Annotated in this window: 22 protein-coding genes and 2 pseudogenes; 13 read left to right on the forward strand and 11 right to left on the reverse strand. The window is 68.7% G+C overall.

Translation table 11 applies throughout. The annotated features are described in order from the left end of the window. Positions 1-547: 547 nt before the first annotated feature. The 4 genes from ACPPVO_RS23460 to ACPPVO_RS23475 all read left to right on the forward strand — a co-directional run bounded on the left by ACPPVO_RS23460 (position 548) and on the right by ACPPVO_RS23475 (position 4,519). Positions 548-1,120 (forward strand): hypothetical protein, encoded by a 573-nt coding sequence (locus tag ACPPVO_RS23460; RefSeq protein ID WP_426513313.1) that lies wholly within the window; start codon positions 548-550, stop codon positions 1,118-1,120. 71 nt (positions 1,121-1,191) lie between these two features. Further along, positions 1,192-3,264, forward strand: a complete 2,073-nt coding sequence (locus tag ACPPVO_RS23465) for a histidine kinase (RefSeq protein ID WP_426513314.1) — start codon at positions 1,192-1,194, stop codon at positions 3,262-3,264. Then, the gene (locus ACPPVO_RS23470; RefSeq protein ID WP_426514678.1) at positions 3,251-3,886 is read left to right on the forward strand and encodes a response regulator; all 636 of its coding nucleotides are present in this window, start codon (positions 3,251-3,253) and stop codon (positions 3,884-3,886) included. Before ACPPVO_RS23465 ends, ACPPVO_RS23470 begins: the two co-directional genes overlap by 14 nt. A 42-nt stretch (positions 3,887-3,928) precedes the next feature. Further along, positions 3,929-4,519, forward strand: coding sequence for a helix-turn-helix domain-containing protein (locus tag ACPPVO_RS23475; protein WP_426513315.1), 591 nt, complete (start codon positions 3,929-3,931; stop codon positions 4,517-4,519). A gap of 47 nt (positions 4,520-4,566) precedes the next feature. On the opposite strand, the gene ACPPVO_RS23480 is transcribed toward ACPPVO_RS23475, so the two are convergent. From ACPPVO_RS23480 to ACPPVO_RS23490, 3 genes are read right to left on the reverse strand one after another with little or no spacing between them, the layout of a single operon-like run. Further along, positions 4,567-5,610 (reverse strand): ABC transporter substrate-binding protein, encoded by a 1,044-nt coding sequence (locus ACPPVO_RS23480; RefSeq protein ID WP_426513316.1) that lies wholly within the window; start codon positions 5,608-5,610, stop codon positions 4,567-4,569. Between the two features lie 25 nt (positions 5,611-5,635). Further along, the gene (locus ACPPVO_RS23485; protein ID WP_426513317.1) at positions 5,636-6,589 is read right to left on the reverse strand and encodes an ABC transporter permease; all 954 of its coding nucleotides are present in this window, start codon (positions 6,587-6,589) and stop codon (positions 5,636-5,638) included. Next, positions 6,579-7,367, reverse strand: coding sequence for an ABC transporter ATP-binding protein (locus tag ACPPVO_RS23490; RefSeq protein WP_426513318.1), 789 nt, complete (start codon positions 7,365-7,367; stop codon positions 6,579-6,581). The genes ACPPVO_RS23485 and ACPPVO_RS23490 overlap by 11 nt, the downstream gene beginning before the upstream one ends. 214 nt (positions 7,368-7,581) lie before the next feature. On the opposite strand from ACPPVO_RS23490, the gene ACPPVO_RS23495 reads away from it, so the two are divergent. Both ACPPVO_RS23495 and ACPPVO_RS23500 read left to right on the forward strand, forming a co-directional pair. Beyond that, entirely contained in the window at positions 7,582-9,192 is a 1,611-nt protein-coding gene (locus tag ACPPVO_RS23495) for an ATP-binding protein (protein WP_426513319.1), read from the forward strand. Beyond that, complete coding sequence (locus ACPPVO_RS23500) at positions 9,189-9,905, forward strand: response regulator (RefSeq protein ID WP_426513320.1); 717 nt, start codon at positions 9,189-9,191, stop codon at positions 9,903-9,905. The genes ACPPVO_RS23495 and ACPPVO_RS23500 overlap by 4 nt, the downstream gene beginning before the upstream one ends. A 1,071-nt stretch (positions 9,906-10,976) precedes the next feature. On the opposite strand, the gene ACPPVO_RS23505 is transcribed toward ACPPVO_RS23500, so the two are convergent. Together ACPPVO_RS23505 and ACPPVO_RS23510 are read right to left on the reverse strand one after the other, a co-directional pair. Next, positions 10,977-11,489 carry a hypothetical protein gene (locus ACPPVO_RS23505; RefSeq protein ID WP_426513321.1) on the reverse strand — a complete coding sequence of 171 codons (513 nt, stop codon included), beginning with the start codon at positions 11,487-11,489 and terminating at the stop codon, positions 10,977-10,979. Positions 11,490-11,842: 353 nt separating this feature from the next. Continuing rightward, complete coding sequence (locus ACPPVO_RS23510; RefSeq protein WP_426513322.1) at positions 11,843-12,157, reverse strand: MerR family transcriptional regulator; 315 nt, start codon at positions 12,155-12,157, stop codon at positions 11,843-11,845. Between the two features lie 1,065 nt (positions 12,158-13,222). Between ACPPVO_RS23510 and ACPPVO_RS23515 the strand changes: the two are divergent. From ACPPVO_RS23515 to ACPPVO_RS23525, 3 genes and pseudogenes are all read left to right on the forward strand, one after another. Continuing rightward, positions 13,223-13,674 (forward strand): annotated as a pseudogene (locus tag ACPPVO_RS23515) (leucine zipper domain-containing protein); the annotation flags it as partial. Positions 13,675-13,813: 139 nt separating this feature from the next. Further along, the gene (locus tag ACPPVO_RS23520) at positions 13,814-14,068 is read left to right on the forward strand and encodes a hypothetical protein (protein WP_426513323.1); all 255 of its coding nucleotides are present in this window, start codon (positions 13,814-13,816) and stop codon (positions 14,066-14,068) included. 119 nt (positions 14,069-14,187) lie between these two features. Next, positions 14,188-14,406, forward strand: coding sequence for a hypothetical protein (locus ACPPVO_RS23525; protein WP_426513324.1), 219 nt, complete (start codon positions 14,188-14,190; stop codon positions 14,404-14,406). Positions 14,407-14,485: 79 nt separating this feature from the next. Here ACPPVO_RS23525 and ACPPVO_RS23530 read toward each other — a convergent pair whose 3' ends face one another. The 3 genes from ACPPVO_RS23530 to ACPPVO_RS23540 form a co-directional block, all read right to left on the reverse strand. Beyond that, complete coding sequence (locus ACPPVO_RS23530; protein WP_426513325.1) at positions 14,486-14,818, reverse strand: STAS domain-containing protein; 333 nt, start codon at positions 14,816-14,818, stop codon at positions 14,486-14,488. 221 nt (positions 14,819-15,039) lie between these two features. Further along, positions 15,040-15,246, reverse strand: coding sequence for a hypothetical protein (locus ACPPVO_RS23535; RefSeq protein WP_426513326.1), 207 nt, complete (start codon positions 15,244-15,246; stop codon positions 15,040-15,042). Positions 15,247-15,635: 389 nt separating this feature from the next. Then, positions 15,636-16,241 (reverse strand): hypothetical protein, encoded by a 606-nt coding sequence (locus tag ACPPVO_RS23540; protein ID WP_426513327.1) that lies wholly within the window; start codon positions 16,239-16,241, stop codon positions 15,636-15,638. A 733-nt stretch (positions 16,242-16,974) separates the two neighbouring features. Between ACPPVO_RS23540 and ACPPVO_RS23545 the strand changes: the two are divergent. The 4 genes and pseudogenes from ACPPVO_RS23545 to ACPPVO_RS23560 all read left to right on the forward strand — a co-directional run. Then, positions 16,975-17,073 (forward strand): annotated as a pseudogene (locus ACPPVO_RS23545) (SAM-dependent methyltransferase); the annotation flags it as partial. A gap of 163 nt (positions 17,074-17,236) precedes the next feature. Then, on the forward strand, positions 17,237-17,593 hold the full coding sequence (locus ACPPVO_RS23550) for a sugar transferase (RefSeq protein ID WP_426513328.1): 357 nt from the start codon (positions 17,237-17,239) through the stop codon (positions 17,591-17,593). A 147-nt stretch (positions 17,594-17,740) separates the two neighbouring features. Then, positions 17,741-17,944 carry a hypothetical protein gene (locus tag ACPPVO_RS23555; RefSeq protein ID WP_426513329.1) on the forward strand — a complete coding sequence of 68 codons (204 nt, stop codon included), beginning with the start codon at positions 17,741-17,743 and terminating at the stop codon, positions 17,942-17,944. A 397-nt stretch (positions 17,945-18,341) separates the two neighbouring features. Beyond that, positions 18,342-18,884, forward strand: a complete 543-nt coding sequence (locus ACPPVO_RS23560) for a hypothetical protein (protein ID WP_426513330.1) — start codon at positions 18,342-18,344, stop codon at positions 18,882-18,884. Positions 18,885-18,993: 109 nt separating this feature from the next. Here the strand turns inward: ACPPVO_RS23560 and ACPPVO_RS23565 are convergent, their stop codons facing one another. From ACPPVO_RS23565 to ACPPVO_RS23575, 3 genes are all read right to left on the reverse strand, one after another. Beyond that, entirely contained in the window at positions 18,994-19,182 is a 189-nt protein-coding gene (locus ACPPVO_RS23565; protein WP_426513331.1) for a hypothetical protein, read from the reverse strand. Between the two features lie 309 nt (positions 19,183-19,491). Beyond that, a complete protein-coding gene (locus tag ACPPVO_RS23570) occupies positions 19,492-20,022 on the reverse strand; it encodes a hypothetical protein (RefSeq protein ID WP_426513332.1) in 531 nt (176 codons plus the stop codon). Positions 20,023-20,131: 109 nt separating this feature from the next. After that, positions 20,132-20,359, reverse strand: coding sequence for a hypothetical protein (locus tag ACPPVO_RS23575; protein WP_426513333.1), 228 nt, complete (start codon positions 20,357-20,359; stop codon positions 20,132-20,134). Positions 20,360-20,628: the final 269 nt, after the last annotated feature.

A 20,628-nucleotide genomic window follows, 5' to 3' on the forward strand; every position in this document is an offset into this window, starting at 1 on the left:
GTAGCGTGCCGGCCAGGGCGAGCAGCGGGGCGAGCTCGTCGTCGGTGACGTCCAGTCGCCCGGAGTGCAAGAACGCCTCGAAGCCGCCCCACGCCGACACGCCGACGCCGCCGAATGGGAGGTGATCGTGCGACGCCTTCGCGAGCAGATTGAAGACCCGCGCCAAGAGGAAGCGGAGTAGGAGTAGGTCGCTACTCGCATCCGCCCGTCCGATGACATGCCCGGCGCGGTAGGCGCAGCACGGCAAACGCGTTCGTCACGCCCAGGTAGGCCAGTCGCAGCAACACGGTCGATCATCATGTCGCGGCGATCGCCTATGGCACGAGCGGCCGACTCGAGCTACCGCTGTCGACAGCCGCCCATGCGCGACCGCATCGGCCGTGCAGCCGTCCCACGTGCTGCGCCGGCATGCATACCCGCGCAGTCATGACGGTATCCGTGACTTTGGTCAGGTGCGGACGTGACAGGGGTACCGGCACCGTGGCAGTTGGCCGGACAGCCCGGCCAGTCAGGAGGTTGGTACATGTCCCCGTTCAAGCCCGCGGTGGTGGCCGCCGGCATTCTCCTCGCCATCAGCGACGTGCTCGAAGAGGTGTCGCCGGGCGCCCGGTTCAGTGAGCACGTCGTTACGCCGACGTTCCGGGCCGGTGCCCTGATCGGTTTGGTCGCGGCGTTCGCCCTCGCTCTCGCGCTGACCGACCTGCACGTCCGGCAGGCCGACCGGGTCGGTCGGGGCGGGCTGGCGGTGGCTATGTCGGCGGGTTTCGGCGTGATGCTGCTCGCCTGCCTGACCTGGAGTACGGCCTTTGTCGACCCGGCAGCGGCCGCGGTCGCACCCGGGTTCGTGGACAACACGCCGCCGGGGATCCTGGTGATCGGCTATTTCGGGTCCGTCGCCTGGTTCGGGCTGTCCTGGTTGGCCTACGCGATCGTCCTGCTCCGGACCGGCGTGCTCGCGCGGCCACCGTTGGTGCTGCTGCTCCTCGGCGCACTCGCGGCCGCACTGCCCGTCGTACCGTTCGCCATGGTCGCTTTCGGCATCGCCGTGGCCTGGCTCGGTCTGGCTCCGGCCCGGGTGCTCGGCCCGCGATCGCAGCCGCAACCGCAGCCGGCGATCTGAGGCAGTCCGGGGTGGTTCAGCGTACGATGCCTGCGTTGGACTCCACACCGGACCCCACCTCAGGTGCCCCGATGACGTCGTTGATCGTACGGATCGCCCGGCCGGCCTGGGTCGTCGTCGCCCTGGCCGGCCTGGCGCTCGTGCTCGGTGCCCTGGTGGCCATGCCCGAGTACTACCGGTCCCAGGCCGGGCCGGCGGCCCTGGCCGAGCTGCGCACTGTCCATCTTGGACTGCCAGCAGTAATCATCACGTTGATCGTGCTGACGATGGTGCCGACGATCGTCTACTTCGGGGTGGCGCTGATCGTGCGGTACCGCGCGTCGCCCGATTCGATGGCACTGGTCTGCGCGTACATGCTCGTCCTCTTCGGCTGCGGCGTGGTCAGCCCGGTGCCGTGGGTGGTCTTCGGCGGCCCGGCGACGCTGCTCGGCAGCCCGGCGCTGACGTCGATGGGGCAGCTCGCCACCCCGATCGGGCTCTACGCATTCGGCGTGTTCTTCGCGGTCTTCCCGTCCGGGCGGTTCGTGCCCCGGCCACTGCGCTGGGCGGTGATCGGGGCCGGGGCTGCCCTGGTCGGCGGCGTGGCCCTGGGGCTGGCCGGGCAGGTGAACCTGGCCAGCAATGTCTTCCAGCTCAGCGGCCTCGGCCTGTTGCTTGTCGACACCGGCGCCCAGGTCTACCGGTACCGACGGGTCTCGTCGCCGGCCGCCCGTCAGCAGACCAAGTGGGTGCTGCTCGGCCTGGCCTGCGGCGTCGTGCTGGTCGCCGCCAACCAGATGGTCATGCTCGCCCTGCCGGCCCGGGTGGCGCGCTCGCCGGTGGTGCAGAACCTCGACGGCGCGCTCACCTGGCAGCTCGTCTTCACCGTGATCGTGGTCGGCATCGCGGTGGCCATGCTGAGATTCCGGCTCTGGGATGTTGACCTCGTCATCAACCGGACCCTGTTGTACGCCGCCCTCACCGCGGCGGTCGTCGGTGTGTACGTGCTCGTCATCGGGTACCTCGGCCGGGCGTTGCGCACCGAAACGACGCTATGGATGTCGCTGGTGGCGACCGGAGTGGTGGCCGTGGTCATCCAGCCGCTGCGCGGCCTGCTGCAGCGCGGCATCAACCGGGTGACGTACGGGCAGCGCGACGAGCCGTACGCGGTCGTGACCGAGCTGGGGCGGCGCCTTGCCACCTCGCTGGGCCCCCGACCGCTGGCCAGCGTCGTCGAGTCGTTCGCCGGTGCGCTCAAGCTGCCGTACGCCGCGATCGTTGTCTATGCGGCCGGCGGCGCCGTTGTGGCGGCCCAGCACGGGGACCCGGTGCCGGCCCCGGTCATGCTGCCGCTGACCTACCAGTCCGAGGTCGTCGGCCAGTTGCTGGTGGCTTCCCGACGCCCCGGGGAATCGTTGACTCCGCGCGACGTGAGCCTCCTGCAGGACCTCGCTGTCCACCTCGGACCAGCGGCGCACGCGGTGGCGCTCGGCGGCGATCTGCAGCGCTCACGGGAGCGCCTGGTCACCGCGCGGGAGGAGGAGCGGCGACGCCTTCGACGGGACCTGCACGACGGACTCGGCCCCACGTTGGCCGGCCTGGCGCTGAAGGCCGGCATTGTGGCCGACCTGATTCCCACCGACCCGCGAGCTGCACAGGAGGGCGCAAACCGTCTGAGCAACGAGATCCGCGCCACCATCGCCGACGTCCGACGGCTCGTCTACGGACTACGCCCCCCGAGTCTGGACGAGCTCGGCCTGGTCGGTGCCGTCCGCGAGGCCGCCCTGGCGTGCCGGCCACCCGGGCCGACCATCGTCGTCGAAGGCGACCTTTCCGCCCTGCCGGCCGCGGTGGAGGTGGCGGCCTACCGCATCATTCACGAGGCGCTGACCAACGTGGACCGGCATGCCGGTGCCGGCGCCTGCACGGTGCGCATGGCCCGCGAGTCCGACCTCATCCTGGAAATCAGCGATGACGGGGTGGGGATTGCGGCCACCCGACCAGCTGGCGTCGGACTGCTCGCCATCAACGAGCGGGCCGCCGAACTCGGCGGGTCCGTCCACATCGGACGTAGCGGCCCCACCGGGACGACCGTGCGGGTGCGGATCCCGCTACCAGCTGATGAGGAGGAGGCCCGTGACATCGTTGAGCGTGCTGATCGCTGACGACCATCCGATGTTCCGCGACGGCATCCTGGCGCTGCTCGCCGCCACACCTGATCTGGTCGCGGTCGGCGAGGCCCGTACCGGCGACGAGGCGGTTGAGCTGTCCGCGGCGCTGATGCCCGACCTGATCCTGATGGACATCCAGATGCCCGGGTGCAGTGGGATCGAGGCCACCCGACGCATCCTCGCAGCGACTCCGGCCGTACGGGTGCTGATCGTGAGCATGTTCGAGGACGACGCGTCGATCTTCACCGCCATGCGAGCCGGGGCCCGCGGCTACATTCTCAAAGACGCCGACCGGGCCGACATCCTGCGCGCCATCCGGGCGGTCGGCCAAGGCGAGGCGATCTTCGCCCCCTCCATCGCCTCCCGCGTACTGGAATACTTCGCCACCCCCGCCCGGACGGTGGCCGCGGCCGAGTTCCCGGAACTGACCGAGCGCGAGGGCGAGATCCTCGAGCTGATCGCGCGGGGCCATCGCAACGCCGACATCGCCCGGAGGTTGGTGCTGAGCCCGAACACCGTGCGCAACTACGTGTCGAGCATTTTCACCAAGCTGCAGGTGGCCGACCGCGGGCACGCCATCATCCGAGCCCGCAAGGCCGGACTCGGCGACGGGTGACGATCCAGGGCGGCGCCGACGCGTTGTGGGATCTGAGACGCGTTGGCCCTGCGCTTGCCGCACGATGAGACGCCGCCGCGGCGCCGGTTGCGGGCCGTGCTGCTCGACCGGTTGCGGGCCGCGCCGCAGCAGCCGGTGCACCTGCCGGCGCCCAGCGATCCGCGGCTGCGGGCGGTGTGCGCGATCCTGCGCGCCGACCCGACCGACGACCGGGCCCTGGCCGCGCTGGGCGCCGCGGTGGGGGCGAGCGGCCGCACCCTGACGCGGCTGTTCCAGGCGGACCCGGGCATGACGTTTCCGCAGTCGCGGACCCAGCTGCGGCTGTACCACGCGCTGGTCCTGCTGGCCGAGCGCACCCCGGTCACGGCGGTGGCGCACCGGCGCGGCTGGTCGTCGACGAGCGCGTTCATCAGGCGCTCGCCACACTGGAGTTGCCGCCGATCCAGGCCTGGGTTGATGTTGACGACCTGGATTCCGGCCCCCCGGCGATCTATGGATGGTCGTCAGCGGCTTTCCCGCTCGCCGGCTACCGAGGAGAGACAAAATCGGGCACTAACTCCGAGGTCGATACCGGGCGCCCGGACCCGACCGGCTGGCAGATCCACCTCAGCGATGTGCCCGCGCCGGCCGTGACGGTACATCACGGCGGGCGCGGGTCATCCGTGCTGACTGGACGTCGGTCAGGCCTTGGGCACCTTGGTCACGAACTCGGTCGTGTACCCCTTGGCGACGTCGATCTGGGCCTTGCTGCTCGCGACATCCGGGTTACCGGCGGCGAGGACCTCGACGACGTTGCGGGCGCCGTCGGCGTCGATCACCCCGTCCGTGGTGAACCCGGCCTTGGTCTCCTTGATCGACGCGACGTACAGCTGCTGGTTTCCGCCGGCGTAGTCTGCCGGCATCTTGGCCGCGATGTCGTCCGCCGAGTGCCCGGCGATGAACTGCAGCGTCTTGACGAACGCGTTGGCCAGTTTCTGCGACTCCCGCGGGTGGGCCTTCACCCACTCGCAGGGCATGTACAGCGAGCTTGCCGGGTAGAGCCCGCCGAGCGCCTGCTTCGTGCTGTCCACCGTGGACAGATCGACCAGCGTGGTCGCGGTCTTCTTGTCCAGCAGCGTGGTCGACGTGGGTGGCGTCGTAATGCCGGCGGTGATGCCGCCGTTCTCGATCGAGGCGATGAACGTGGAGCCCGCGCCGGCCGCGACGCCGGTGAACTCGCTCTCCTTGACACCGCCCTTCGCCATCAGCGAGTTGATCAGGGCGTTGGTGGACGAGCCCTTGCTGGTGAACCCGACCTTCTTGCCCTTCAGGTCTGCCATCGTCTTTACCGTCGACGCCTCTTTCGACGACAGCATGACCTTCTCCAGCGGCGTGTTGGCGAACTGCACGACGCTCTGGACGCATTTGCCCTTGAGCTGCAGGGTGTAGGCGTGGTCCATGAACCCGACCACCCCCTCGAGCTGGCCGGCGAGCATCTCGTTCTCCTGGTTGACGCCGTTCTGCTCGTCGGAGAGCTCGACCTCCAGGCCCTCGGCCTTGAAGTAGTCCAGCCTCTCGGTGAGCATGGCCGGCATGTAGATCACTTTGTTGATGCCGCCGACGCCGATCCGGACCTTCGACAGCGGACCTTCGGTGTTCGGGGCGGCCGGCGGCTTGGCCGTGGCGCAGGCGGTCAGACCGACCGCCATACTGGCGGCAAGGAACGCCTTCAAGACGCGTCGCATGGTCAGCTCTCTCCTTTGGGGGGTGTCAAATTTGGACGGCTTCGCTGGCCGAGGGGGGACGCCAGCGCAGCAGGCGCTTCTCCAGCGCGGTGAGGAGCCACTCCGCGCCGAGTGCGATCACCGTGATGATGATCATTCCGGCGTAGATGCCGGCCGCGTCGAATGTTCCTTGGGAATGGGCGATCAGCAGGCCGAGGCCGCGCTTGGCGCCGATGACCTCGCCGACGACCGCGCCGATCAGCGCAAAGCCGAAGGCGACGTGCAGCGAGGCGAGGATCCAGGACGTGGCGCTCGGGATGACGATGGAGGTGAGGACCTTCATCCGGCTCGCCCCGAGAATGCGGGCATTGTTGACCAGGTTGCGGTCCACCTCGCGGGCGCCCTGGAAGGCGTTGAAGAAGACCGCGAAGAAGACCAGCACCACGGCGGTGGCGATCTTCGAGCTCAGACCGAGTCCGAACCAGATCACGAACAGCGACGCCAGCACGATCCGCGGGATGGCATTGGCCGCCTTGATGAAGGGCGCGAGCACCTCGGCGACGAAGCGGGCCCGCCCCAGCAGGACGCCGAGGACCACCCCGCCGAGCGAGCCGATGACGAAGCCCGACGCCGCCTCCCACAGGGTGACGCCGATGTGTTCCCAGATCGGGCCGCTGCTCGGCCCGGTGGTGAACCAGTCGTACAGGCGCTGCCAGATCTGCGAGGGCTGGGAGTAGAAGAACTGGTCGATGCCCCAGCGCTGGGCGTGTTCCTTCCAGTCCAGCGGCTTGCTGAAGTGGGTGTTCCCGTCGAAGTCGACCCAGTATCGGGCAGCGAACTCCCACGCCGACAGGCCGATCACGACGAGCAGAGTCCGCACACCCCAGACCAGCGCGCGGCGGCGACGTTGCGCCCTGGTTGCCGCCCGGATCGCCGCGCGGTCGGCGTCGGCCAGCCGCGCCTGCTTCGGGCGCTGTGGTGTTTCGGTGTCAGGCAGCACTGAGGGTTGCCCCCTTCCTGGCTCGGGCCACCTCTTCGCGCAGGGAGTTCCAGATCTCGCGATAGATGTCGAGGAATGCCGTGGTGAGGCGGATCTCCTCGACGTCGCGGGGGCGGGGCAGGTTGATCGTGAAGTCGGCCTTCACCGTGGCGGGCACGGCGGTCAGCACGATCACCCGGTCGGCGAGCGCGATCGCCTCTTCCAGGTCGTGGGTCACGAAGATCACGGCGGCGGTCCCGGCCCACAGCCGCAGCAGCTCGTCCTGCATCAACCCGCGCGTCTGCACGTCCAGGGCGCTGAAGGGCTCGTCCATCAAGATGATCTTCGGCTCGTTGACGAGGGTCTGCGCGAGGGCCACCCGTTTGCGCATACCGCCGGAGAGCTGGTGCGGGTAGTACGCTTCGAAACCGGCAAGGCCGACCCGCTCGACCCACGTTGCCGCGTCGGCCCGCGCGCGGGCCTTGGGCACGCCGCGGAAGCGCGGCCCGGCGGCGACGTTGTCCAGTACGTTCTTCCACGGCAGGATCGCGTCCTGCTGGAACATGTAGCCGACACCGGCCGGGATGCCCCGCACCGGCGCACCGTCCACCAGAACCTCGCCCGAGGACGGGGGTTCCAGGCCGGACACCAGCGACAGGGTGGTGGACTTGCCGCACCCGGTCGGGCCGACCACCGCCACGAACTCACCTGGGCGGATACTGATGGTGAGGTCGTGGACGGCCGTCATGATGCCGGACGAGCCGCGGAAGCGCTTGGTCGCTCCCCGCAGCTCGATCACGGGTTGGGTCACGTCTCCTCCTCATGTTGCCGGGCCATTTCGGGACGGTTATCGCCCGGTGTTGCGAGGACGGTAGGGCAACCGCCGGAGGGCTCCTAGCCTTGAAGTCGTTATGCGCGCAAGTGACGTTCTGGAGGTTCTGCGCGTTTTGCTCGCGACGGATCGTGACGTCAGCGGCGCGCCGTCGTACCGTCGTGCCATGCTTCGCCCGCGCATGAGCTTCACCCGTCAGGCACTCGTCCTGCAGAGCATCGTGATCACGATCGTGGTCGGCATCGGACTGTTGCTGTTCGGCTGGCTGCTCGATCGCGAGCTGATCACGCAGTACGGCGAGCGGGCCCGCGGCGTCGCCCGCTCGGTCGCGGCCGACCCGGCCATCGTCGCGGCCGCGACGCGGTACGACCTGCGCACCGGCCAGTACGACCCGGACGGGGTGGTCCAGGCACGAGCGGAGGCCGTGCGCCAAAGCACCGGCGTGCTCTTCGTCGTCGTCACCGACCGTGATGGCGTGCGCCTGTCGCACCCGAACCCCGCCGAGCTCCGGCACCCGGTCAGTACCGACCCGTCCGAGGCGCTGGCCGGGCGGGAGGTGGTGATCGTCCAGCACGGCACCCTCGGCGACTCGGCCCGGGCCAAGGTGCCGCTGCGCGACCTGGGCGGTCACGTCGTCGGCATCGTCAGCGTGGGTATCAGCCTGGATGACATCCACACGCGCTGGCGGGGGATGGTGGGTGTGGCGGCCCCGTTCGCCGGCGGCGCGCTCATCCTCGGCGTGGCCGGGACGGCCATGCTGACCCGGCGGCTGCGGCGGCTGACCCTGGGCCTGGAGCCGCACGAGCTGGCCGAGCTCGTGCAGGAGCGGGAGGCGGTACTGCACGGCATCAGCGAGGGCGTGCTCGCCGTGGACGCCGCCGACCGGATCTCCGTCTACAACGGAGAAGCCATCCGGCTTCTGGGCAACGAACCGGCGGCCGGAGCTCCGCTCGACGAGATCGACCTGCCCGCGGGTGTGCGCTCAGCACTGTCCGGCTCCGGCGACGCCAACAACCTCGTCACCGTTGCCGGTGACCGGGTGCTGATCGCCAACCGTCGGCAGGTACGCCGCGACGGGCGTAACCTCGGCCGCGTGCTCACCCTGCGCGACCGCACGGATCTCGAGGTGTTGACCAACGAACTCGACGCGGTCCGTGCGCTGACTGAGAGCCTGCGAGCCCAGCGACACGAGTTCTCCAACCGGCTGCACTTGATCGCCGGACTGCTCGAAACCGGGCACCACGCCGAGGCGATGGAGTACCTGCACATGTTGTCGGCTCCGTCAGCCGCCGCGACCGATACCGACCACGACGCCATCCGCGACCCGTACCTGCGGGCGTTCCTGGCGGCGAAGATGGCCATCGCCACGGAGAAGGGTGTCCGCTTGGACATCGGTGAGGAGAGTTGGGTGGACGCACGCGTGACCGCCCCGGTCGACGTGATCACCATCGTGGGAAACCTGCTGGACAACGCGATCGACGCCGCCCGGCTCGGGGCGGCGCGGCCCGCGTCGGTGGAGATCGTGCTCGCCGCCGAACGGGACACGCTGCACCTGAGTGTGGCGGACTCCGGCGACGGTGTCGCCGCGTCGGTGGTGGACCGCCTCTTCGTGCAGGGCGTGTCAACCCGAGCCGGCGACAGCCGAGGGCTCGGCCTGGCCCTCTCCCGGCAGGCGGCCCGCAGTCTCGGCGGCGAGGTGTGGCTGGCTCAGCCCGGCGGCGACGGCCACGGCGCCGTCTTCGCCGCACGCCTGCCCGCCGTGCTAGCCGTCGCGGCGGAGGCCGACAAATGATCCGCGTACTGGTCGTGGAGGACGACTTCCGGGTCGCCAAGGTCCACGTCGCCTTCACCCGCCGCATACCCGGCTTCCAGGTCATCGGGACGGCCCTGACCGCGGCCGACGCCCGCCGGATGCTCGGCGACGAGCAGCCCGACCTGATGCTGCTCGACACCTACCTGCCCGACGACTCGGGACTCGCGGTACTCGCCGAGACCGACGTGGACACGATCATGCTCACGGCAGCATCCGATTCAGCCGCGGTGCGCGCAGCCCTCGCGCACGGAGCGCTCAACTACCTCCTGAAGCCCTTCACGGCCGAGCAGTTCGTGGATCGCCTCACCGCGTACAGCCGCTATCGCACCGCGCTCGCCACGGCGGCCGGCAGCCAGCTCAGCCAGGACGACATCGATCGTGCCGTGCGCCAGCTGCGCGCCGGCGACCGCCCAACCGCGCCCAAAGGCCAGTCGGGCGTCACCGCACGGCTCGTGGCAGAACGGCTCGCCACCCTGCCGCGGACAGCACGCACCGCCGCCGAGATCGCGACCGAACTCGGCATCGCACGCGCCACCGCACAGCGCTACCTCGCCGCACTCGAACAGGAGGGCGCCGCGACCGTGAGCCTGCGCTACGGCACCAACGGCCGGCCCGAGCACTTGTACCGCTGGAAGGGCCCAGCCGACCCCAACAGTGACTCGGGCACCGACACCGGCTTACCGGGAGGCTGATCACCTCTCGACCTTCGTGCTTCATGCCGCAGCGAGTGTCCATGCTTGCTGGACCTGACGGTTTCCGCGTTGGTGGGTTGGGCCGGCGGGAGTCCCATAAGACGAGCTGCGACGGGGGTCCGTCGCAGCGTAGCGGATCTGCAAGAAGGGCTCGACGGTTCCTCCGTCGACGTCGCTGTCATCCTCGACTCTGTCGGTAAGGTCCGCCCGCTGCGCGGAGCGGCGATGCTGATCAGCGTCTCGCACGGCAGAGCGGACGGCCCTGCTCGTCGTCGCCACCAGCCATGCCGGTTTCTCCTGTACCGACCGCCGGCAGAGGCGGCCCCGAGGTCGTCAGTTCAGGTCGTCGCGAGAGTCGGACGTGACAGGGTGTGACGAGCATGATGAGCATCCGTACGGACCGGGCGGCACCGCGGCGTGGACCGCGAATTCAACGAGGCGGCCACGGGGCCTGGTCGCCATCGACCCGACATGGTCCGGGACAACAACCTTCACGGGCGTGTGCGATCCCCGCGCCGGGCTGAACCGTTCTCGGGGCGGATCAGTCGCTGTCGCGGTGTGACCTCGTGGTAGAGCCTGTGAGCATCGCCGCCAGCCGTGATCGTCCAGCGGCCCCGAGGGTTTGGTAACGGCACCAGCTGCTCGTCGAGCAGTCGCCACGACCTGAACCCGCAATCAATGCAGCGGCCATGCTGTACGGACACTCCGCATGGATGGGGCGCCTCAGTGGCCACAACCATGGTGCCGCCACACCGCCCACACACGACATCTGAAGCCGCGTCCACAAGCACACCGTAGGCGACTACCTCGATGAGCGCGACCGTTCCTCGATGAATGCGCTGGGTGAAGGGGCGCCCGCCCCGCTTCGCGCCGACTCCATGCAAGGGGGATGGCTCACACCGCTGGAATACTGCGCCGCAGGCCTCACACTCCGGGACGTCGCACCCCGTCACTTACCACGGTAGGTGGCGGCAGCCGTGACCGCAGCGCACATCACGGCTGCCGATGCGGGGCACACAGGTAGCGGGCAACCCTCGTCGACGCGTAGACGGCTCCCGGTTTGGGTCCCGGCTAGTCGTCGCGATCGGTGGCGGGCACGGTCGATGGCGGGAATTCGGCTTCTGGTTCGCGGCGGGTGACCGTGTTCCGGGCCTTGTCTGCGGCGTCCCGGGCGGCTGCCGCAGCGGTGTGCACGGCCGTGCTGGCCCGTTCTCCCACTGCCGCGGCGGCGGCGCGGGCCTTGTCCAACACCGCTGAGGGCGGCTCGTTCGGCTGCTGGGCTGCATCCGGGCCGGCCGGGTGTAGCCGCCGGTTTACCGCCGTCGCTGCGACGACGCCGATGACCAATCCGGCGGCCAGGCCGCCGGCGGCCCACCGCCACCGCGAGGTCGGCAACTCGCCGCGGAGGGCCAGCCGGGCCAGCACGGCCCGCTCCCGGGCCACCGACCCCCGCGCGCGAGAGGTGTCTGCGACCTGTCGGGCGGTGTCCTGAGCGGCGGTCAACAGATGCTCCCAGGCTGCCGACAGTTCGGTGCGGGCCCGCTGCGAGTAGTGGGCGGGAATTCGATCGGACAGGTTGATCATGACGCCACCTCCAGTTGCCGGAGCCGGGTACGACGATCGTGAGCCGTCACCATACTGTGACGCCGTAGCACGATCAATGGAGTCACTCGTGGTCAACCTGTGCCGCCGAGACCGTCGCGATGTCGGCCGGGCCGCGTGCGGTCTCCAGTTGAGGTCCCCATCAGGCTCATAACCGCTCACCAGCTCACTCATAACCGCTCACCAGCTCAGAGTCCCACTACAGACCGGGCGGCGAGCTTCCTGCGGAGCTCGATACGACCCAATGCCGTTGATCAGTCCTCGGGCGCCAGCCCGGCCGCGGGTACGACGGACGGTCCCTCCGCCGGGTGGTGGCGGACCGGGAGGCGCTCGGTTCAGGCGGCGTCTGTTCGCTGCTGATGGTGTTCGTTGTGGTGCAGGGCTTCTTCGAGTTGGTCTTCGAGGATGATGATCCGGCAGGCGGCTTCCAGAGCGGTCCCGTGGTCGACCATGTCCCGGGCCCGGGCGGCGAGGCGCAACTGGTAGCGGGAGTAGCGGCGGTGTCCGCCGGCCGAGCGGAACGGGGTGAACAGCTTCGCCTCGTCGAGGCGGCGCAGGAAGTCCTGCGAGGCGCCGACGATCTCCGCGGCGCGGCCCATCGTGTAGGCGGGGTAGTCCTCGTCGCCGAACATGTCATCGGGTTGGGCCATGCACACCTCCATGACGAGGGCCCCGGCGCGAAAGCACCGGGGCCCAAGGGTTTACGGGTCAACAACACCATTTACCGACAGACACGTCGGGTTCTCGTATCCGCACCTACCGTCGGTGACGGCGTCGGGTGCGAGGATCGCATAAGCGTGACCGGAGACCACCTCTCGTTCGATGGAGACTGCGGTGTCCACCTCAGCGTTGAAGTACCTTGCTGGTGGTGGGCGATCCAACGGTGTTCGGCCCTCCCTTTCCTCTGCTTCCACATCTGCACTGCTGTCGTGCTGCCCGCCGGTGTCGAAGCCCACGCGACTTCATGACCTCGTACGTATGGCGGACGGTTCTTCCAGACGGAACCCTGATCTAACCGCGGGCCCACCTGATGTGCCCTGACCTGGACTTACGTCAGGGTCTTGTCGTGCACTTACCCTTGCCTACTGCGGCGGTGACACGGATCACCGCTATGCCGAGGGAGCCGCGAAACATCCGGGCCCTGCTTAACGCTCGGTCTGATCGTCTGCGTCTTTTGCTGATCTCTGCTGCCAACCCCGAAAACGTTAACCGAACCCGCCCAGGATGTCTAGCGCTTTGGGCACAGATTTTCTCGGCCGTCACTCGCAGCCTCAGTCGCTACCGGGGACCGGTTCGCAAGACGGACAACGACGCGACCGGGCCCTGCCCAACATCGGACCCCGCAGGGCCGAACGCAACTGACCTTCGTGCCGAGCGGCAGCCGAGACCCGCTACCGCTGGGACTGGGCGAGCAACAACCCTGCGGCCGAGAAGGCGCATCGGGCTGGCGACGTACATTGCCCTCGGCATCGCGACGCCTGCATGGCCGACTCGGCGCACCGCGCCGGCCCCGTCGTGCGGAGCCACGATCCGGTGGGCATCCGAGAGTCCCGCAAGGTGATCCAGAGTGCGCAGCTGCCCCGGTTCTGCCATTGCTACCGGCCCTAGGTGTTCTGCCCACGGACGTTGGTAACAGTGCGAAGTTCCTGCAATAGGTGAGGACCTCCGGGTGAGGTGGAGCTTGTCGAAGGTTCCGCACCACCCAGGAGGTCCTCGTGCCCCACGCTAACGCCCCGTTGACCGAACTCGGCCGATTGCGGCTTGCTCGTTGTGTCGTCGATGACGGCTGGCCGCTACGCCGGGCCGCTGACCGCTTCCAGGTCGCCGTGACGACCGCGAAACGGTGGGCCGGCCGTACCGGGCGGATGGCGCCGCGGGCATGCGTGACCGGTCAAGCCGTCCGCATCGCAGCCCGGCGCGCACACCGCGGCCGGTCGAACGACGGGTGCTGCACCTACGACGCACGAAACGGCTGGGACCGGTCCGGATCGGCTGGCGCCTGGGAGTGCCCGCGTCGACCTGTCACGCGATCCTGCGCTGCGCCGGCGTCGCCCGTCTGGCACATCTGGACCGGGCCACCGCCAAGCCGATCCGCCGCTACGAACATGCCGCGCCAGGCGACCTGGTCCACGTTGACGTGAAGAAGCTGGGCAACATTCCCGACGGCCGATGACCACGGCCTGGTCGGGCTCCCCGGCGAGAAACAGCGCGCTGGCAAGGCCAGTTTCGTTGAGGACGGTACTGCGGACGTTGGGCGCCCCCAGTGCGGCGATTGCTTCGCGGGAACGGTCGACGGCGATGGGGCCGTGCCGGCGGTCGAGCCGAGCGAGGTCGCGGTATACGCGGCCGTACTGGGCGAGCAGTTCGCCGTGGTCGTAGAAGCGGAGCCAGTCCGGTTCGCGGGTCTCGTCGCGGTTACCGAACGCTTGGAAGGCGCGGTCGACCGTGTTGAGGGCGATACGGCCGTCGCCGACCGCAGCCTGCTACGCCGCTTGCGCGCCGAGGAGCGTGGCGGCGGCACCGGGCGTCGCGTCGCGCGGAAGCTGCTCGAGCGCGCGTGACAGGATATCGAGGGCCAGCCGGTTGTCGCGCAGATGCTGGGCCTGCCGGGCGATGCAGTACTGGCAACGAGATCACCCACGCCGAGGAGGCGCCGGAGGCGACGAACGTAACCGACCTCATGGAGGTTCTGTGCCGCAGTGTCGATGCCGCGCGCGAGCGCCGCGGCGAGCCCCCGCCCCGGGAAATCGAAGGCCGCACCATCGTCGAAGCCGGCGCGCGACGATCTGCAGACATGACCAAGGCCGAACTCGCCAAGCGCACCGCCGACATGCACGTCAAGGGCCGCTCGACCATGACCCGAGACGAGCTCGAACGCGCCGTCGCCGAGGCTGCCTGAAGCGCCGCGGGGTGTCAGAACGTCCACCGGCAGGTGGCCGGCGTTGCGTCGTACCAGGTCGCGGAGTCGTCGGCGCAGCTCAACCGATGGTCGTTCCACCGCCGTGATCCCGTTCCACCGGCAGCATTTTGAGCAATCCGGCCACGTCCAACACGAGCGTGACAAACTCGGTCGGGTTACACAGGACCAAAGCGGTGTTCTGTGCGGCCGCGGCTTTATATGTCCGCCACAGCACGGCCATCACCTGTGAATCGAGCAACCGCACCTTCGCCAGGTCGACCCGCAGCACCTCCGGGCGGCGCGTGAGCGCCGCATCGAGGGTCTGCTGGATCGCATCCGCGACCGAAACGTCCAGCTCCCCGGCGATGCTCACCACGGCGCCGTCAGCAACGTCACGGGTTTCGATAGACATCCCCATCCTCGGCCTCACTTGCTGATGTACCAGAGACGCCATGGCGTCACTGCGAGGGCTTCAATGCGCGGCTGGGCCGGACGTCACGAGTAAACCAGGGATCCTCTTACTGACCTCTCGCACGCAAGCGCCGGAACCATGCAGTGCACGTCCGTCACGATTGCGGCGGTAGAGTCGCCAGTGCACAGCGACGTGCTCACATGGGGCCGCGGTCGGCATGATCATCCTTTACGCCGCCCGAGCCCGACCTGACATCGTTCCAGGCCAACGCCGAACAGGTTGAGCACATCGACGGCGAGCTCGTGGCGGGGCCACGACTGCGGCGGCGCGCCCACGCCGGTCGCGTTCTCCAGGAGCTGGTCGTTGGTCAGGCAGACTGCGGTGAACATCGTCGACGCGAGGGGGCCACGCAGCCCCGCGTGCGCCATGACGCTGCGCACTATACCGACGAGGGCTCTCTGGCCGTAGTGCATGGCCACGTTCAGCGTTCGCAACCGTTCCTCCGGTCGCTCCGGCAGGCCCGTGAGCCGGGCCAGGACCCGAGCTGGCACGTATGAGTCCGGGCGGCCGCTGCTCGATCTTCTCCGCGACCGCCATCACCGCCGCACCGGCGACCAACCCTTGCAGACCGCCTGCTTTAGCATGCTCCTCATGTTTGGCCAGCTACCCCATGGGACCACAACAACACGACGCCGGTGGTGGCGACCGTCGGGCGGCAGATATCCACGGTGTGCGGAGTCGCCATCCGCCCGGTTCGGTGGACGGCGGCGAGCCCACCGAACCATGGCGTGCCCTTGGGGAAGCAGGGGCGCAGTACTTACCGCGCCCAGCGGTCGGGCAGCAGCCGGCGCAGCACGCCCTTCACGGTCGGCCCGGTACGGTACGACTGCGACAGGTACGAACCGCAGATGATGTTGGCGCCGGCCAGCACGGGCACCGCGATCTGCGTCAGGCGCTGGCGGCCTTGCCACTTCGCGATTTCCGGTGGTGTATCCGGGGTCGGCACCGTGGCGTCCTGCACCTCGATCCGGTCGCCCCTCGCCGCGGCCTGCTCGGCCGCCCGGCCGATCCGCATGCCGCAGTAGGCCGAGTACGCCGTGGCCGCCGCGCCGAGCACGGTGATCCCGGCCTTCAACGCCCCGATCGAGCCAAAGCCCTTCTGCAGTGCTATTCGCCTGCGACCGGTACGGGTCAGTTGCAGCCCGGCCAGCGTGGTGGCCGTCACGCCGGCCCACTGCAGCGGGCTGAATCGGCCCCACGCCGACTCCGCCACCCTGATCCGGTCGATGCCCTGCTCCAGGTCACTGCCGGACTTGTTCACGCCGGTGACGCCCATGACGGTGCCGCCGAACCACAGCGCCGAACCGACGTCGTGTACGGCCTGGGCGATCGCCTGATTGTCCGACTCCAGCGTCTGTAACATGTGGTGTCCCCCCGGTAAAGCGACGATTGCTGTCAAACCGGCCGGTCCGACGTCGATCCGCTTCCCCGTCCCGGCGGAACCAAACGACTGACGCGCGGTACGAGTGGAAAGCCGATGAGACGCCGGCCTGCCGGTCGACGGTGAGCCCGGCGGCAGCTATCCCTTGGTGTGATGGTCGAATCACGGGCGGGGAGGTAGTCGTCCCGCCCACGCACCGGTTAAGCGGGAAATTCCCGGGGAAATTCAAACGTATGACCTCGACTACCGGAGCACCGCCGCGGCAGGATGCCGCGCTGCTGCGGCTCGGTTCGACGCTCAAGGCGGCCGGCTACCGGTTCACGACCGTGACGCCCGCCACCCACGAGCGGGTCAACCGCCGGCCAGGCAACGAGCTCGGTCGCAGCCTGACCGACGTTCTGGGCTGGAGCCGGCCGTTCCGCACCGGCGCGCTGCCCGACGACGTCGTGACGCTGCTCGATGAGGCGGGCGCGCTGCGCCGCGACGGCGATCTCTGGCGCAGCCTCATCCGGGTCTCCGGCTACGACGGCGAGTTGTTCGTACACTCGGCGTTCCCGGCCGCGCCCGACGCGGTGTTCTCCGGCCCGGACACCCAACGCACCGTCGACGCCGCGCTGGCGCATCTGGCTGGGCGCGCAACCCCCCCAGGGCGGGTCGCCGACGTCGGCACCGGCAGCGGGGCGGTGGCCGTGGCCAAGCGCGTGCCGCAGGCGAGGTGGTCGCCGTCGACATCAACGCGACTGCGTTGCGCTATGCCCGGGTCAACGCCGCGCTGGCCGGCGTCGCGAATGTCGAGGTCCGCCGCAGCGACCTGCTCGGCGATGTGCCCGGCGGCTTCGACCTCATCGTCTCCAACCCGCCGTTCATGATCGACCCGGAGCGCCGCGCCTACCGCCACGGCGGCGGCCGGTACGGGCACGACCTGCCCATGGCTGTGCTCGACACGGCGGTGCACCGGCTCGCGCCGGGTGGGTCTGGTGCTGTTCAGCGGCACCGGCATCACCGGCGACCGCGACCCGTTACTGGCGGCCGCCGTGGACCGGCTGGACGGTACCGGCCAGCGCTTTGCCTACCGCGAGCTCGACCCCGACGTCTACGGCGAGAACCTCAACGCCCCCGCCGAGCGGATAGCGCTCGCCGAGACAATGAGCGCCCGAACCCATGTCAAGCCCGGCATCACCGGCCTCTGGCAGATCAACGGCCGGTCGGACCTGAGCTGGGAGCAGTCGGTGCAGTTCGACCTGACATACGTTGCCGCGTGGTCGGCCGCGCTCGACGTCCGCATCCTGCTGCGCACCCCGGCCGCCATCATCCGCGGATCCGGCGCCTACTGAACCAAGGAGCTCAGCATCACCCCCGCTCGTGTCCGTATCGAGACGTGCGAGCTGTCCCACGACGGCGGACGGCAGATCGCTGCGCGGCGCTACGGCACCGCGTCGCTGACGGAACGGGAGGTCGACCTGCACGCCGCCATCGGCACCGTGCTCGCCACGATGGCCCGGGCCGCTGACCAGGGGCCGTCGGCACCTGCGCGGGTGGGGGCGCTGGAAGTGACGTTCAACCTGGCCTTCGCCCCGCAGGAGGGTGCGTACCTGTGCTCGTCGCCGGCCGACGCTACCTTCACCGTCAAGTCGTCGCTAAGCCTGCCGGTCGCGACCGACTCCGGGCCGGCGGAAACCGCGTAGAGATCGAGTTGGCAAGTTCATGGCAAACGGTTGCCGTGCCTTTTAACGGTGACCAGGACCGCGTTGGTACCCAGGACGGTCGAGAACCTCAAGGTAGCGCGGCCTGGCCGCGGTAACCGCCACAGGGCTGCTGCGACGCGCTCGCACCACTCGTCGTCCGCCCAGCGGGCATCGGCGGCGGTTCGCTGCTGTTCGCACCAGAAGAATGACGTCCCAGCCAATCGTGTATCGGGGCTCTAGGAACGCCCCCAGCGGGCCTCGCTGCCACGTTGGACCGATATAGGTGGGTTCCAAGGCGTCGATTTGATCAATCGTTACGCTTTGAGGTTTGGTTGCGGCAGCCATGCCCCCCGCCGGGAAGGTGGCCGGCTTGTCCGCGTGCGCAAAAATCGGGTTTATGGACTCTGTGTCAGCCGCCGCCTGGGCCGCCACGGTGATCGCAACGGTTAGCGCCGCCTATGCGGGGCGGCAGGCCAAGAATGCGAAGGCGTCTGCGCAACATGCGGAACGACAGGCGCGAGCAGCGGAGGACGAACTACTCTTGACTCACCTTCGAATGCGTGCGCAGGGGGACGACACGCTTGCCTCACGCCTGTATGTTGGGCGCCTCGCGGCAAGGCGATACCTGCTAGCGGCGGTTGCTTCGCTGCATATCGTCCTGGGGCGAGAGCCGTTTATCCAGCCCAGCGTTGACCTACTTACCGCTTACGAAGAGTACAAACGGCTAGCGGTTGAGCTAAACGTTACCGCAATAGTCGAGGATGTTTGGCGCGAACTGCACGAGATTGACGATGATTCCAAGATTAGGCCAATCTATGGCCTTATTTCGGAGCGAATGATGTTGAATCTGCAGGTACAGGCCAAAGCCAACCAATTGCGCATCCGGATCAACCGCGTTCTCAACGACCCGATGGCTTTCGAGGGACCACCCTCAGGCTAGAACGCTTGTGCTAACAAGCTCCGACTGTACAAGTGACCCTGAGCGCCGGGTTCTGACTCGGCGCCCGGAACGCGGAGAACGTCAACGGCCCAGGGTGGCGGCGGCGACGTCACCGGCCCCGATCAGGCAGATCGTTGCGATGCGTTGCCATTCGGATGGTGTGGCCCACGCCCAGATCTCGAGCAGGGTTCGCGCCGGAAGCCACCAGGTCGCGGCGGAACGGCGCAGCCGTGTCCCCGTCGGTGTTTCGGCTGCTGCACATGGCTCGGGTTCCGGTTTCGGCGGACTCGTCGTTCATGGTGTCCTCTGCTGGCGTCGTGGAGGTTCGGAGGGTGAACACAGGCATGACGAACGGCACGCACGGCGAGGCGCCGCCGGGCGCGGCGAAGCGGAATGCTGGGAATGCTGGTGGGTAGGAGCGGTCCGCCGCAGGTGATGCCTTGCGGGCTCCTGACGATTGCCGGCGGCGTCAGCGCTGCACGGTGAGGTGTTCGGCGGCGGACGCGCATCTCGCGGCGGGGAGTGTTGAGCAGGGGTGCGGCATCGAGCGGTGCCCTGCGCCAGCGAAATGGTGCGGCCGCAGGGCACCGTGGTGGTGCGTGAACGGTCAGGCCGGTCGTGCGGCATCTTCCAGGTGGTGATCGGCAGTCGGCGGCTGCTCTGGCGCGTCCTGTGCGTCGGCGGCTGGCGTTGCGGTCTTGGCCGTGTGCGGGATGTGATTGAGGACATCGCGCATCGGCATAGGCAGCGATCGGACGGTGTATTCGCCGTAGGCAGCGCGGGAGTTGTAGACGGTGCTGAATTGGCGGTGCGCCTCGAAGAGGGCTTCGACGTTGAACATCGGCGATTGCATAGCCGCGATCTCGGCCTCGACCTCGGCCTGGTGTCCGGCCACCTCGATGCCGGGGAGCGGAGCGGCGAGGTGCGGGTTGCCGGTGCTGTGCCACGCCGTGCCGGCTTCGATCAGGTCCAGCGCCAGCGCTTCGGTGCGTTGTGCGGCAGCGACCAGTTGGTCGTAGGCGTCTTCGGGCAAACCCCAGGTGTAGCGCCACCGCCGCCGGCGCGTCTTGGTCAGCTCGCGCAGCGGCAGCGACGTCGAGCAGCGATGGGCATTTGGAGGCGGCACCCTGAAGGGCATCTACCCGGTATACATGGCGCTCGGGGAATGAACGATCGCCGGGCCGGAGGTGCGGACGAAGCAGGTTGCCTCTGTCATGGGCGTCGAGTTCCAGGGGCAGCCGTAACGGCTACTCGCAGCCATCGTCGAACTGGCTGAGCCGGTCCGGTGGCACCATCCGCAGGTCACCGACGTCGAGGCCGTGCCGGTGTAGGAGCTGCTGCAGCCCGCCGACAGTCACGAAGCTGACAGCGCCCCACGGGTCAACGGCCTCAAACCAGGTCCGGGCGCCGGTGCCGTCGTGATCGCCGACGGTCTCCTCGACCCGCCAGCCGCCCACGTGGAGTACGACGCCCATCGTCCGATCATGACGCGGTGTTTGTGCAGGTCAAGGGCGCGACGTGAATTACCGCAACGTACTTCGGCGCTGCCGCAGCAAGCCATGAGAACAAGACCAAAGGGACCGGTCAACGACCGGTCCCTTTCTCGTGCGAGTTGTGTGTTACGAGCGGCGAACGACCTGATAGAGACCGGCAGCGACACCGCGGAGACGATGGCGGCGCCGACGCGCGCCGTCCCATAGGACGTCGCGCTCATCGGCTAGATGCGGACATCTGACCAATCCAG

The organism is Dactylosporangium sp. McL0621, assembly GCF_049995355.1.
In the GTDB taxonomy this organism is placed as follows: Bacteria; Actinomycetota; Actinomycetes; order Mycobacteriales; family Micromonosporaceae; genus Dactylosporangium.